Below are 12,927 nucleotides of genomic sequence, written 5' to 3' on the forward strand. Positions count from 1 at the left end.
ATCAAAAATGATGATTTTCACGACCGATTACAGTATGAGCGTGCGCTGTAGCCGCCAGCTGCTAGGCTTGGTCATTGAAGAGGGCGGAAAGGCGGCGACAGCATGACACCGTTCGACCATCGAGGGCCGTTTATAGGCAGGCGCGACGAGCTGGAGCACCTGGAGCGCGCTTTGGACCAGCTCCGTAATGCAAATGCCCGGGTGGTGGGGCTCCCCGGAGGGGCGGGTAGCGGTAAGACGCGCTTGATGGACGAAGTGGCTGAACGCGCCGCGGAAAAAGCTGTTCGAGTCATATGGAGCCAACAGCCGGAACAGCCAGGCGCGCCGCCTTATTTTCCCTGGATGCTGGTTTTACGGGCGATTTTCGCCCAGCCTGATGCGGACGCAGTGCTTGCTCACCTGGGTGAGGCGAGGGCAGACCTCGGCCATATTCTGCCCGAATTAGGTGAGAGCAAGCCTTTACACTCGGCCGCTAACACAGGTATGAGCGCTGCGGGCCGTCTCCAGCTGCACGACTCCGTCACGCGAGCCCTGCTGCATTCCGCCAATCAGCAACCCCTGCTACTGCTGTTGGATAATCTGCATCTTGCCGACCACTCCTCGCTTGATCTGCTCACCTACTTTTGCAGCCAAATTGGAACCCATCCGATTCTGGTTGTCTGTGCCTTTCGCGATGACACACTGGCACCCAATTCCCCGCTGCGCGGCACGCTGCTTGAACTGTCCCGGCGCAATGCCTATTCGGAACTCGCCATGACAGGCCTGTCGGAAAACCAGACCGCCCAGCTGCTCTATGCTTTTCTGGGTGCAATACCACCAACCACGCTCGTGAGTTCCATTTGGCATCGGTCCGATGGCAATCCACTGTTCATTATTGAGATAGGCACCCTGTTGGCGAGAAGTGCCACAATGGATCACATGCCCGCGACTGCCACCCGGTTCAGGGTGCCCGCCAGTCTGCGGGCAGTCATTAGCAGCCGCCTGGACACCCTGCCGAAACGAACGACGGACCTGTTGCGCACGGCAGCGGTTGTGGGACGCGACTTTGATTTGAGCTGTCTGGCCGCACTCGAGAAGACCAGGATCGATAGGGTCCTCGGTTTGCTGGAGGTCGCCGAGGAAGCTCGTATCGTCCTTCCGCGTGGTCCAGAGGGGTACCGCTTTACCCATGCATTGTTTCGCGAAGTGCTGTATGAGCAGCACTCGACTCTCAGCCGGGTAATGCTGCATCAGCGAGTGGTTGATTATATAGAGCAGCTGGCAAGGCGCTATGGACTCGATGTGGATATGCACCTGGCGCAGCTCGCCCACCACACATTCGAATCAGCTCAGACTGGTCCGGAAGGCAAGGCAGTCAGATACTGCCGGCTCGCTGGCAAGAATGCAGTAGCGCGGCTTGCCTACGTCGAAGCGGTGTCATTTTTTGAATCCGCACTGCAGGCTGCGGCACTCGATCCCAGCCAGAAGCCGCAAATTCGTTTTCACCTGCTACTCGAACTGGGAGAGGCCCAGTATCTTGCGTGCCAGTTGCGGGCAGCCACCGAGTCGCTACTCAAGGCTGCACTCCAGGCTTACACGCAGCAACAGTGGCCGGACCTGGCAGAAGCGCTGTTCCGCTTTCAGCTCATTTGTCAGCAATCGGGGCGGAGCCACATTGCAGCCGTGCCCTTGCACCTGGCTGTTCTGGCAAAGACTGATGGCGACGAATCGCTTCGAGCACGACTATTGTGCTCTCTCGCCCGTGCTTACCGACTGATTGGAGATCATGAGCACGCGCTTGAAGCATTCCGCGGTAGCCTTGAACTGGCCCGCAGTCAGAACGATCCCGGGCTGCTTCTGGCGTGCATGCAAAAAGGCGCCTGGATCGTCAATCGATCGCCGGATGGGGCTCGACAGGGCCTTGATATTTCCCGCGAAACAATGAGTCTGGCGCTTGAGTGTGGAGCAGAAAGCACGTACATCGATGCTTTCGTGGACATGCTCTTTCAGCTCTGCGACCTGGGTGAAATCGATGAGGTTGAAACCCAGCTGGAATCACTTGCAGCTCTGGTGAATCAAAAACGCCAGGTGCATTTTCTGAATCTCATTGCAGGTTTGGAGACGGCCATCGCGATACTGCGTGGCAGATGGCTGCAGGCGCTGCGCGAGATGAGCAAGTGCTGGCGAGACGTGCCCACACAGCCGGTTGATGGTCTCGAGGGACGCTGCGCGTTACAGATGTTTTCAGTACAGCGTACGCTGGGACTGTTGCAGGATCATGCCTCCGAGCTGGAGACGCTGTTCTCCGACCCTGACTGTGCCCACCTCTGGTTGCCGGGTCAGGTCCTGCTTCTTTGTGAAATGGGTCAGTGCGGTAGTGCGCGACAAGCGCTGGGCGAACTGGGTGATCTTAACAGAATCCCTAGAGACGATCTTTTCCCGGCGGCACTGGTATTCCTCGCTGAAGCCTGCGCGCGTCTTCAGGATACGGAGCGTTGTGCAGTCCTTTACGACATGCTGTCGGCCTGGAGGGAGCGAAACGTGACGGTGGCAGGTGCGCTTATGCTCGGCTCGGGTGCAGGTTATCTTGCTTTACTTGCGGCTGCATTGCAGCGTAATCAGCTCGCCAGGCAATTGTTTGAGGAAGCCCTGGAATTTAACGAATCCATGCGGGCTGGGCCATTGCTTGCTCACACCCAGGTTGATTATGCCGCGTTTCTTCTTGAGCAGGGTGCGGATAGCGATCAACTTCTGGCGCAGTCCTTGATTGAAGAGGCGTACACGGCCAGCGAAAAGTTTGCCCTGAAAACGCTGGCACGCCGGATTCATGGGCTCGTAACAACTGATGGCGGACAGCAGCTCAGTCGCCGGGAGCGTGAAGTGCTGGGGCTAATCGCGGCTGGATACTCTAATGACCGGATCGCAGATTCCCTCTTTATCACTCACAGTACCGTTGCCACTCATGTTCGCAATATCTTGCGTAAAACAGGATCAACCAATCGTACTGAGGCCGTTGCCTTTGGACGGCGCACGGGTGAGTTGCAAGGTGGAGGAGAGGTGGTACAGAGGCAACATTGAAGGTCCGGACGCAGCGGCGCCACGGATACAAGAAAACATGTGACGAAATGGAGTACTGAAATGGCGTTATATCTGGTTGAACGGGATTTTTCCCAAGAGGTGAACATGAGTGCCGAGGAGCTGGAGCAAATCAAGCAGGTTACCAGCGAGCTTGGGGCTGACTGGCTGTACACGTTTTTGAGCGCAGATAAGAAAAAATCCTATTGTATTTACGAGGCAACTGATACCGATCAGTTGATGAAGCAAGCGCAGGTGGTTGGTCTCCCGATCAACGAAATCGTGGAGGTAAGCCGGATGTGGCCCGGCGAGGGGTTTAACCGCTAGCTTCTGTCTGTTGAGCCTGGGCCGCGACTGGCGTTGCCACCACACACCGTCAGCGGAATAACTCCAGCAGGCGCTGGTCTATCCAGCCATCCAGGCGCCAGTTCATCAGGAAGCCGCAGTGCCCGCCATAGCGCGGGGTCTCGATGTGCAGGGCATCGCTCCTGGCCACCCGATCCAGGTCGTCACAGGGAATCATCGGGTCGTCCTGGCTGAGTATCAGATGGCAGGGGATTTCCAGTCCGGCCAGGGTATCGCCGGTAAGGGCATAGGCATCGTAATAGCTGCGGGGGTCGTCGAAGCCGGTGTAGCGGGGCACAAAGTAGGCGTTCATGTCCGCCAGGGTCTCCATTTCCAGCAGGCTGTCGCCGTAGCCCAGCTCGGGAAAGTGCTCCAGCTTTATTTTCAGGGAACGCTTCCAGCGGTGGACAAAGTACCTGTGGTAAATCTGGCTGCCCTGTTCCAGCTCGCGCATGGTGCGCCAGGGGTCCAGCACCGGGCACACTGCCACTACCCGGTCCAGCCGCAAGCCCTGTGCCGGCGCCTTTGCCGCCAGTCGCAGGGCGAAGTTGCCGCCCAGCGAGTGCCCGGCGAGAAAGGTCTTTGGCTGCGGGTACAGGCGCCTGATCTGGCTCACCGCGTCGATGATTTCCTGCAGTCGCACCGAGTTGTAGAGCTCCGGATTGAGTGCGTGGCTGGGGCCGTGATCGCGCAGGTGCAGGCGAAACACCGCAAAGCCCGCCCGGTGTAGCGACCAGGCATTGGAGAGCTGGTAGCTGGATTCGGCGTCACCCTCCCAGCCGTGCAAGAGGATGGCCAGGCCGCGGTTGGCAACAGGGTGCGGGTTGTACAGGCCGTGCAGGCGAATGCCGTCGCTGCACTGCAGGATCACGTCTTCAGCGGCTGCCTGCAGGTCACGGGTCCGGCGTCGCAGTGGCCAACTGCGCAAGGGGGTGCTGGAAATCAGCGTCTGCACATGGGCGTTGCGCAGCAGCGGCGGTGGGTTGAAGCCGGTCACGGGCCGGGCGTCAGGCCTGTTCGATGATGGCCTTGGCCCGGCCGAAGGCCGCAATGGCCATTTGCACGTCATCGTCTGTCAGCGCTGCCGACATCTGGGTGCGGATGCGCGCCTTGCCCCGGGGTACCACCGGGAAGGAAAACGCCACCACATAAACACCCTGGGCGAGCATGAGCTCGGCAAACTTCGCCGCCTTTGCCGCATCGTGGAGCATGACCGGCACGATCGGGTGTTCCCCGGGCAACAGCTCAAAACCCAGTTTTTCCAGCCCTTCGCGGAACACCGCGGTGTTGCTGGCCAGTCGCTGGCGCAGGTCTGCCGATTCGCTGACCAGCTCGATGGCCTTGATCGCCCCGGCCACCACCGGCGGCGCCACCGTGTTGGAGAACAGGTAGGGACGCGAGCGCTGGCGCAGCAGGGCGACGACCTCCTTTTTGGCCGCGGTGTAACCGCCGCTGGCCCCGCCCAGGGCCTTGCCCAGGGTCCCGGTAATAATATCCACCCGGTCCATGCAGCCGCGGTGCTCGTGGGTGCCGCGGCCGCCGGCGCCGACAAAACCGGTGGCGTGACAGTCGTCGAAATGCACCAGCGCGCCGTATTTTTCCGCCAGGTCACAGACCTCGTCCAGCCGGGCGATATAGCCGTCCATGGAGAACACCCCATCGGTGGTAATCAGCTTGAAGCGGGCGCCGGCGGCGTCGGCCGCCTTGAGCTGTGCCTCCAGGTCGGCCATGTCGTTGTTTTTGTAGCGATAGCGCTGGGCCTTGCTCAGGCGTACCCCGTCGATAATGCTGGCGTGATTGAGTTCGTCGGAAATCACCGCGTCCTCGGCGCCGAGCAGGGTCTCGAACAGGCCGCCGTTGGCGTCGAAGCAGGACGGGTAGAGTATGGTGTCCTCGGTGCCGAGAAACTCGCTGAGGGTGTTTTCCAGCTGCTTGTGCAGGGTCTGGGTGCCGCAGATAAAACGCACCGACGCCATGCCATAGCCCCATTCCTCCAGGCCCCTTGCCGCGGCGGCATTGACCTCCGGGTGCTGGGCCAGGCCCAGGTAGTTGTTGGCGCACAGGTTGAGCACCTCACCTTCCTTCACGCCCACATGGGCGCCCTGGGGCGAGGTGATGAGCCGTTCATGCTTGAACAGGCCGGCCTCTTCAATACCCTTGAGCTCCTGCGCCAGGTGTTCGCCAAAACGATCGTACATCTGCAGTTCCTTACTAGTCCCAGTTGAGGATGACCTTACTCGCTTCCCCGCTCTTCATCACGTCAAAGCCGCGCTGGAAGTCAGTGTAGGGCAGGCGATGGGTGATCACTGGCGAGATATCCAGGCCGGAGTCGATCATTACCGACATCTTGTACCAGGTCTCGTACATTTCCCGGCCGTAGATACCCTTCAGGGTCAGCATGTTGAAGATCACCTTGTTCCAGTCGATGGCGGTATCCTCCGCGGGAATGCCGAGAATGGAGATTTTGCCGCCGTGGCACATGTTGTCGATCAGTTCATTGAATGCCTGGGGATTGCCCGACATCTCCAGCCCGACGTCAAAACCCTCATGCATGCCCAGTTCGTTCTGCACGTCGGCGATGCGTTCGCGGGTGACATTCACCGTGCGGGTGGCGCCCAGGGTTCTGGCCAGTTCCAGCCGTGAATCGATCACGTCGGTAATCACAACGTGGCGGGCGCCGGCGTGTTTGCACACCGCCGCCGCCATGGCGCCGATGGGGCCGGCGCCGGTAATCAATACATCCTCGCCCAGCAGGTCGAACTGCAGGGCGGTGTGGGTGGCGTTGCCGAAGGGGTCGAACAGGGCAGCGACGTCCAGGTCGATTCCCGGGCTGTGTTCCCACACGTTGGACATGGGTAAGGCCACGTACTCGGCAAACGAGCCGGGACGGTCGACGCCGATGCCGGAGGTCTGGTTACACAGGTGCCGGCGGCCCGCCATGCAATTGCGGCAGCGGCCGCACACCACATGGCCCTCACCGGAGACAATCTGCCCGGGGTGGAAGTCGTTGACGTTGGAGCCGGCCTCGACAATCTCGCCGACAAATTCATGGCCTACCACCATGGGGACGGGGATGGTTTTTTGCGCCCAGGCGTCCCAGTTGTAGATGTGCATGTCGGTGCCGCAGATCGCGGTGCGCTTGACCTTGATCAGGACGTCGTTAATGCCGAGTCGGGGCTCCGGCACGTCCTCCAGCCAGATGCCCTCCCGGGCTTCTTTCTTGACCAGTGCTTTCATAGTTTGTGTCCTTTGAATTCAGACCCTGAATTCTAGACGCAAACGGGCGCCGGGGCGATGTTGACCGGGAATTCAGGGCCAAATGGCGGAGGATCAGTCGTTATTGGACAGGTAGCGTGCGGATTCCACCCGGCGGCTGTGGCCCTGCAGGTTTTCGCGGCCAGCCTTGCTGGTATCGCGATCACTGCTCCAGGTGCCCCTGCTGGCGCTGGTCTTGCTGCCCTGGCCAAAATTGGTCGGTTGCACCTTGACCTTCTTGCGTTCACCGCTGGTGGGGCAGGCCTTGTCGGTAAAGGTCTTCTTGCCGCTGACCGGATCCGTGCACATGAATACTTCCGCGACGGACAGTTGCGGCGCCGCCAGCAATGCGGCCAGTAGCAGGCCGCGGGACATTATTTTGTTCATACTTCGCCCTCGGGGGACTCTGGTGTTTACCACTCTACCTTGGCCGTCCGGGCTGGTTTGGTCGAGGAAAAAGTGGCGAAATCTCCAGAAATCGCCAGTCCCGCGCCAGTACTGCGCTGGCGGCCTGCATCTGTACTTCGGGGAGGGTATTCAGTACTCTGCGCGGATGAAATTTTTTAGCGTATGCGCCACCTTGTTGCTGCTTGCGGGCTGCGCCCTGACGCCCGAAACCGAGACGCCGGCAGAATCGCCCCCGAGTTGCCCGGAGCCGGTCAGCTGCGCGGCCTGTCCTGTGCCCGAGTGCCCGGCGCCGGAAGTGGTGGAGAAAATCAAGATTGTCGAGGTGCCCGCCGAGCCACCGCCCGTGGCGACCACCGCCGGTGCCATGCACCTGCCGATTATCGGTGAAATTGAGTGGGTGGGGGTGGAGCCGGCGGGACTGCGGCTGGAAGCGCGTATTGATACGGGCGCCGATACGACCTCCATCCACGCCGAGAATATCCAGCTGGTGGAAAAAGAAGGGCGTCGCTACGTGCGCTTTGATCTCGAGGACCCGGAAAGCAAGGCGCGCCTGCCGCAGGAGTTACCCCTGCGCCGCCAAGTGTTGATCAAGCAGCACGAGGGTGAACCCGAACGTCGCTACGTGGTGCGCATGTGGTTGACCCTGGGCGACATGCGCCACCGGGTGGACGTGAACCTGTCGGATCGCGATGTGTTCGAGTTTCCGCTGCTGGTGGGGCGTAACTTTCTTCTGGATGCGGCGATCGTCGACGTCAGCCGCAGTCACACCCGGTAGTGTTGTCGTCCCGCCTCAAGATAGAACTGATAGCCGGAACCCTGATCCTGTTCGGGGTGGGGCTGACGGTATACAAGGTATTCACCCTGGGCTTTCCGCTGCTGCCCGGCGAATACCGCGAGGTGTGGACCATAGAAACCAAGGTCAGCTTCAAGCCGGGGCCGGGCGCGGTGGATGTGAAGCTGACCCTGCCGGAGCCGCTGGCGGGCTGGGAGATGCTGGACGAGCACTTTGCCTCCTCCGGCTTTGGCTTTGCCATCAGCGGCGAGCAGCCGCGCCGGGCCAACTGGACCCGGCAGGAGCTGCCGCGGGAAACCACGCTGTACTACAAATTGCAGGCTTACCGGCCGACCATTGATGCCCTGCCGGATCGCCCCCCGGAAACCATGACTCCGCCCATACTGGGAGCCGACCAGCAGGTGGCCATGGATCGCCTGCTGAACGTGTTGCAGTCCAAGTCCGTGGATGTAGGCAGCTTTACCTCGCTGCTGCTGGTGGAGATGGGGCCGGAGGGCAGCGACCCGGACGCGAGTTTCCTGCGCAGTACCTGGGAAGTGGAATCGGGCGACATCCTGCTGGGGGTGCTCGCCCACGCCGGCATCCCCGCGGGCCAGCTGCGGGGTATTCGCCTGGAAGACGGCCGCCGCCGGCAGACGCCCAGCGCCCTGCTGGAAGTGTACGACGGCGAGGAATGGCTGGTATTCGACCCGGAAACCGCCAGCCGCGGATTACCGCCCAATTTCTTCGTCTGGCAGCGCGGCTCCGCGGCGCTGCTGGATGTGATCGGTGGCAGCAGTTCGCGGCTGGAATTCGCCCTGGTCAGCAACAGCCTGCCCGCGCGGGCGGTGGTGGCGATGGAAGAACGCCTGGGGCGCTATACCCTGCTGGACTTTTCCATCTATGCCCTGCCGGTAGAACAACAGGGAGTGTTCAAGGGCCTGCTGCTGATACCGGTGGCCGCCCTGGTGGTGGTGATAATGCGGCTGTTGGTGGGCATCAGCACCTCGGGCACCTTCATGCCCATTCTGATTGCCATTGCCTTTATCCAGACCACCCTGCTGGTGGGCCTGGGTATATTCCTCACCCTGGTGGCCGCGGGCCTGTGGATTCGTTCATGGCTCAGTCACATGAACCTGTTACTGGTATCCCGCATTTCTGCCGTGGTCATTGTGGTGATATTCCTGATGGCAACCCTCGCCCTGGTCAGTTACAAGCTGGGTCTTGACCAGGTGCTCAGCGTGTCTTTCTTCCCGGTGGTGATCCTGGCCTGGACGATCGAGCGCATGTCTATCCTGTGGGAGGAGGAGGGCCCCCACGAGGTGCTGGTGCAGGGCGGCGGCAGCCTGCTGGTGGCGGTGCTGGCCTATCTGGCCATGTCGAACCGGCTGGTGTCACACCTGACTTTCAATTTTCCCGAGCTCACCCTGAGCCTGCTGGGGATTATCCTCCTGCTGGGCAAGTACACCGGCTACCGCCTGAGTGAGCTTTACCGCTTCCGCAACCTGGGGCGCGACTGATGCTGTTGCGCTCGCCCGCGGCCCTGCGGCGCATGGGTGTGCTCGGCATGAACGAGCGCAACGTCGGTTACATCGGTCGCTACAATCCGCGCCGTAACTACCCCCTGGTCGACAACAAGCTGCTCACCAAGACCCAGGCCCAGTCCCGCGCCATCCCCGTGCCCGAGCTGTTTGGCGTGGTGGAATACCAGCACCAGGTGAAGAAGGCCAAGGAACTGCTGGCGCCGCACCAGGGTTTCGTGATCAAGCCCGCCCAGGGCAGCGGCGGCCGGGGCATTCTGGTGGTGCAGGACCGCCGCGGCGAGAACTACATCAAGTCCAGCGGCGTGGAGATCACGTCCGACGATGTGGGTCGCCATATTTCCAATATTCTCGCCGGCTTGCACAGCCTGGGCGGGCGCGCCGATATCGCCATGATCGAGGCCCTGATCGACTTTGATCCCTCCCTGGCCCAGTACAGCTGCGAGGGCGTACCCGATATCCGGGTCATCGCCTTTCGGGGAGTGCCAGTGATGGCGATGATGCGCTGTGCGACCCACGCCTCCGACGGCAAGGCCAATCTGCACCAGGGGGCAGTGGGCGTGGGACTCGATATTGCCACTGGCGGCGCCCTGCGGGCCGTTCAGCACGGCCAGCTGGTAACCGCGCACCCCGATACCGGCGCCAGCTTCGATTCGCTGAGAATCCCCCACTGGGAAAGAATCCTGGACCTGGCCGCCAGCTGCGTGGAGATGACCGGCCTGCAATACCTGGGGGCGGATATCGTGCTCGACCGCCAGCGTGGACCCATGTTGCTGGAGCTCAATGCCAGGCCCGGGCTGGCGATACAGGTCGCCAACCAGGCGGGCCTGCGCCACCGGCTGGCCATCGCCGCCGAGATAGCCGCGGCAACCGACGATCACGACGAAAAGATCAAGGCCGCCAGGGCCCGGCTGGGTGGTGGTGGCTGATGGCGTGGCTGCAGCGATGGATGCCCGACATCCTGCTGTGGGGCTCGGTGATCTCGGTGCTCAGCCTGCTTGCCCTGGTGGTCACCGTGCCCTGGGTGGTGTCGCGCCTGCCGGTGGACTATTTTTCCTCGCGCCACCGGCACCGGCTGCAGACCCGTAACAGTATTGTCGGCTGGGTACTGAGCCTGCTGAAAAACCTGCTCGGCGCCCTGCTGGTGATGCTTGGCTTTATCCTCCTGTTTACCCCGGGGCAGGGGATACTGGTCACCCTGGTGGGCCTGTTGATCATGAATTTTCCCGGAAAATACCGGCTGGAACGGGCCCTGGTTGCCAGGCAGAGCGTGCTCAGGAGCCTGAACTGGCTGCGCCACAAGCAGTCCCTGCCGCCCTTTGAGGCCCCCCTGCCACTCTCGGAAGCGGCCGATTGAGCTGCCACTGCCCCGGTTAAGGCTTTATAATGGCGAGCGTGACCAACAAGAGATGTAAGCAATGATTGGCAAGATGATGTCCATGGGGTTCGACCTCGCCACCATGCCCGCCCGGCTGACCTGGCGCAGTGCCCGGGCATTGACCATGACCCCCGCCCAGTTCCAGCAATTCAGCGACGAGTTGCGGCAGGCATCGGAGGAGGCTGCCCGGGAGATCCAGTCAGTGATCGCCGGGGTCGATGCGGAGATGAGCGCCAAGGCCGCACACCTCAGTCCGGAACAGAAAGCCCAGGCGGCAGGGCTGGCCCTGCAGGCTGCCGAGCAGCACCTGAGTATGGCCGCGGTCAACATGCTGCGGGCACTGTGGCTGTCCGCCCACGCCAGCAAGGAGCTGGACCACCGGGAAAGTGTGATTATTGACCACGAGCCCTGACAGGCCCCGAGATTCAGCTATTCTGCATACAGTAACCAGCGAGAAACCCGAGAAATGCCCATGCGCTTGATGACCCCCCTGTTGCTTTGCCTGCCCCTGCTGTCGCCGCTGGCCTCGGCGCAGGAGGGCACCTCGCTGCAATCGGACTGGATCGACCTGGTCAAGGGCAGCAAGGGCAAGACCATGGGCGTGGAGGTGCACGACGTGCAGCCCGGGGACACCCCCGGTTCGCGCAAGGTCTATATCGCGGTGCCCAAGGTGTCCATGGGCCATCCCGACGAGATCGAGGAAGTGGTGGTCGTGGGGCAGGCACCGGAGAAATCCGAGCCGCTGGATATCAAGTACGAGTGGGTCTACGACTACGATGACGACAACTACGGACTGATACTGCAGCTGGGCGAGGGCAACTGGCCGATTCGCCTGTACATGAATTCAAGATCTGGATACCTGCACCCGGAATAAGCCCATGGCCCAGTTTACCGAAACGGCCCTGCAAGCCGTTTCCATTATCGGATCGGGTGAGAAAATCTGGTGCCATTCCATGGCCGCCACCCCCACCGTGTTGCTCGCGGCGCTGGCCCGGCACGCGACCTCCCTGTCCGATGTCACCATGATGCAATTGCACCTGGAGCATGCCGAGGCGATAGCCAGTCCGGAGCTTGACGGCCACCTGCGCAATCGCTGTTTTTTCGCCGGTAAAACCACCCGCAACCTGATCAATGAGGGGCGGGCGGATTACGTGCCGATGTTTCTCTCCGAGATTCCCAAGCTGTTCCGCCATCGGGAACAGCAGGTGGATACGGCGCTGGTGCAGGTGTCCACACCCGACCAGCACGGCAATTGCTCCCTGGGCATCTCGGTGGAGGCCACCGCCGCCGCCTGCGACGTGGCCAGGCGCATTATCGCCCACGTCAATCCCAACATGCCGCGCACCCACGGCGACAGCTTTATCAACATCCGCGACATCGACTACGCCTATGTGGAAGAGGCGCCGCTGATTACCGTCGAAAACAAGCCGATATCCGAGACCGAGCAGCGTATTGGCGAAATCGTCGCCAGCCGGATCCAGGACGGCGACTGCCTGCAGATGGGCATAGGGGCCATTCCCGATGCCGCGCTGTCGTTCATGAAGGACCGCCGCGACCTGGGGGTGCACACCGAGATGTTCTCCGACGGGGTGCTGGACCTGATCGAGGCCGGGGTGATCACCAACAGTAACAAGAAAATCGCCCGCGGGCGCACGGTCACCGGCTTTACCATGGGCAGCGAACGCCTGTACCGCTTCGTCAACGACAACCCGGAAGTAACCTTCCTCGACATCGAATTCGTCAACAATCCGGTGGTGATCGCCAAGAACCCGCAGGTCACCTCCATCAACAGCGCCATCCAGATCGACCTCACCGGCCAGGTCTGCTCCGACTCCATGGGCCACAAAATCTACTCCGGCGTGGGCGGGCAGGTGGATTTTGTCCTGGGTGCCAGCTTCTCGGAGAACGGCAAGTCGATTATCGCCCTGCCCAGCACCGCCAGGAAAGGCACCCTGAGCCGCCTGGTACCCGCCCTGGAGCGCGGAGCGGGAGTGGTGACGACCCGGGCCCTGGTGGACTACGTGGTCACCGAATACGGCATCGCCGCACTGCGCGGCCGCTCCATCGCCGAGCGCGCCCGCGACCTGATCAACATCGCCCACCCCGACTTCCGGGAAGAGCTCTCAAGGGAGGCCAGGGACAACCTGGGCATGTCCATCTAGCGGCCAAAAATT

The 12,927-nt window shown here is 61.5% G+C and carries 13 protein-coding genes; 9 read left to right on the forward strand and 4 right to left on the reverse strand.

The annotated features are described in order from the left end of the window. Positions 1-102 precede the first annotated feature (102 nt). A complete protein-coding gene (locus tag DWB85_RS06250; protein WP_117953355.1) occupies positions 103-3,057 on the forward strand; it encodes an ATP-binding protein in 2,955 nt (984 codons plus the stop codon). A 60-nt stretch (positions 3,058-3,117) separates the two neighbouring features. Continuing rightward, on the forward strand, positions 3,118-3,381 hold the full coding sequence (locus DWB85_RS06255) for a DUF4242 domain-containing protein (protein ID WP_117953356.1): 264 nt from the start codon (positions 3,118-3,120) through the stop codon (positions 3,379-3,381). 49 nt (positions 3,382-3,430) lie between these two features. Here the strand turns inward: DWB85_RS06255 and DWB85_RS06260 are convergent, their stop codons facing one another. The 4 genes from DWB85_RS06260 to DWB85_RS06275 form a co-directional block, all read right to left on the reverse strand. Beyond that, positions 3,431-4,396 (reverse strand): YheT family hydrolase, encoded by a 966-nt coding sequence (locus DWB85_RS06260; protein WP_239017234.1) that lies wholly within the window; start codon positions 4,394-4,396, stop codon positions 3,431-3,433. A gap of 10 nt (positions 4,397-4,406) precedes the next feature. Continuing rightward, entirely contained in the window at positions 4,407-5,597 is a 1,191-nt protein-coding gene (locus tag DWB85_RS06265; protein WP_117953358.1) for a glycine C-acetyltransferase, read from the reverse strand. Positions 5,598-5,610: 13 nt separating this feature from the next. Further along, on the reverse strand, positions 5,611-6,636 hold the full coding sequence (tdh, locus tag DWB85_RS06270; RefSeq protein ID WP_117953359.1) for an L-threonine 3-dehydrogenase: 1,026 nt from the start codon (positions 6,634-6,636) through the stop codon (positions 5,611-5,613). 93 nt (positions 6,637-6,729) lie between these two features. Further along, entirely contained in the window at positions 6,730-7,041 is a 312-nt protein-coding gene (locus DWB85_RS06275; RefSeq protein WP_117953360.1) for a DUF4124 domain-containing protein, read from the reverse strand. A gap of 166 nt (positions 7,042-7,207) precedes the next feature. Here DWB85_RS06275 and DWB85_RS06280 point away from each other — a divergent pair, with 166 nt between their 5' ends. The 7 genes from DWB85_RS06280 to DWB85_RS06310 all read left to right on the forward strand — a co-directional run bounded on the left by DWB85_RS06280 (position 7,208) and on the right by DWB85_RS06310 (position 12,915). Beyond that, positions 7,208-7,837, forward strand: a complete 630-nt coding sequence (locus DWB85_RS06280) for an ATP-dependent zinc protease family protein (RefSeq protein WP_117953361.1) — start codon at positions 7,208-7,210, stop codon at positions 7,835-7,837. Next, positions 7,837-9,354 (forward strand): inactive transglutaminase family protein, encoded by a 1,518-nt coding sequence (locus DWB85_RS06285; protein ID WP_239017235.1) that lies wholly within the window; start codon positions 7,837-7,839, stop codon positions 9,352-9,354. The genes DWB85_RS06280 and DWB85_RS06285 overlap by 1 nt, the downstream gene beginning before the upstream one ends. Further along, positions 9,354-10,304 carry an alpha-L-glutamate ligase-like protein gene (locus DWB85_RS06290; RefSeq protein WP_117953362.1) on the forward strand — a complete coding sequence of 317 codons (951 nt, stop codon included), beginning with the start codon at positions 9,354-9,356 and terminating at the stop codon, positions 10,302-10,304. The genes DWB85_RS06285 and DWB85_RS06290 overlap by 1 nt, the downstream gene beginning before the upstream one ends. Continuing rightward, entirely contained in the window at positions 10,304-10,732 is a 429-nt protein-coding gene (locus DWB85_RS06295) for a hypothetical protein (RefSeq protein WP_133300572.1), read from the forward strand. Before DWB85_RS06290 ends, DWB85_RS06295 begins: the two co-directional genes overlap by 1 nt. Positions 10,733-10,793: 61 nt before the next feature. Continuing rightward, entirely contained in the window at positions 10,794-11,165 is a 372-nt protein-coding gene (locus tag DWB85_RS06300) for a hypothetical protein (RefSeq protein ID WP_117953364.1), read from the forward strand. Positions 11,166-11,225: 60 nt separating this feature from the next. After that, positions 11,226-11,627, forward strand: coding sequence for a hypothetical protein (locus DWB85_RS06305; protein WP_133300573.1), 402 nt, complete (start codon positions 11,226-11,228; stop codon positions 11,625-11,627). 4 nt (positions 11,628-11,631) lie between these two features. Further along, entirely contained in the window at positions 11,632-12,915 is a 1,284-nt protein-coding gene (locus DWB85_RS06310) for an acetyl-CoA hydrolase/transferase family protein (RefSeq protein ID WP_117953366.1), read from the forward strand. Positions 12,916-12,927: the final 12 nt, after the last annotated feature.

Source organism: Seongchinamella sediminis (assembly GCF_003457605.1).
In the GTDB taxonomy this organism is placed as follows: Bacteria; Pseudomonadota; Gammaproteobacteria; order Pseudomonadales; family Halieaceae; genus Halioglobus; species Halioglobus sediminis.

What these genes read in the sequence shown, in the direction of transcription:
- DWB85_RS06250 (WP_117953355.1), top strand. Translation starts at nt 103, where the DNA reads ATGACACCGTTCGACCATCGAGGGCCGTTTATAGGCAGGCGCGACGAG.
- DWB85_RS06255 (WP_117953356.1), top strand. Translation starts at nt 3,118, where the DNA reads ATGGCGTTATATCTGGTTGAACGGGATTTTTCCCAAGAGGTGAACATG.
- DWB85_RS06265 (WP_117953358.1), bottom strand. Translation starts at nt 5,597, where the DNA reads ATGTACGATCGTTTTGGCGAACACCTGGCGCAGGAGCTCAAGGGTATT.
- tdh (WP_117953359.1), bottom strand. Translation starts at nt 6,636, where the DNA reads ATGAAAGCACTGGTCAAGAAAGAAGCCCGGGAGGGCATCTGGCTGGAG.
- DWB85_RS06275 (WP_117953360.1), bottom strand. Translation starts at nt 7,041, where the DNA reads ATGAACAAAATAATGTCCCGCGGCCTGCTACTGGCCGCATTGCTGGCG.
- DWB85_RS06280 (WP_117953361.1), top strand. Translation starts at nt 7,208, where the DNA reads ATGAAATTTTTTAGCGTATGCGCCACCTTGTTGCTGCTTGCGGGCTGC.
- DWB85_RS06290 (WP_117953362.1), top strand. Translation starts at nt 9,354, where the DNA reads ATGCTGTTGCGCTCGCCCGCGGCCCTGCGGCGCATGGGTGTGCTCGGC.
- DWB85_RS06295 (WP_133300572.1), top strand. Translation starts at nt 10,304, where the DNA reads ATGGCGTGGCTGCAGCGATGGATGCCCGACATCCTGCTGTGGGGCTCG.
- DWB85_RS06300 (WP_117953364.1), top strand. Translation starts at nt 10,794, where the DNA reads ATGATTGGCAAGATGATGTCCATGGGGTTCGACCTCGCCACCATGCCC.
- DWB85_RS06305 (WP_133300573.1), top strand. Translation starts at nt 11,226, where the DNA reads ATGCGCTTGATGACCCCCCTGTTGCTTTGCCTGCCCCTGCTGTCGCCG.
- DWB85_RS06310 (WP_117953366.1), top strand. Translation starts at nt 11,632, where the DNA reads ATGGCCCAGTTTACCGAAACGGCCCTGCAAGCCGTTTCCATTATCGGA.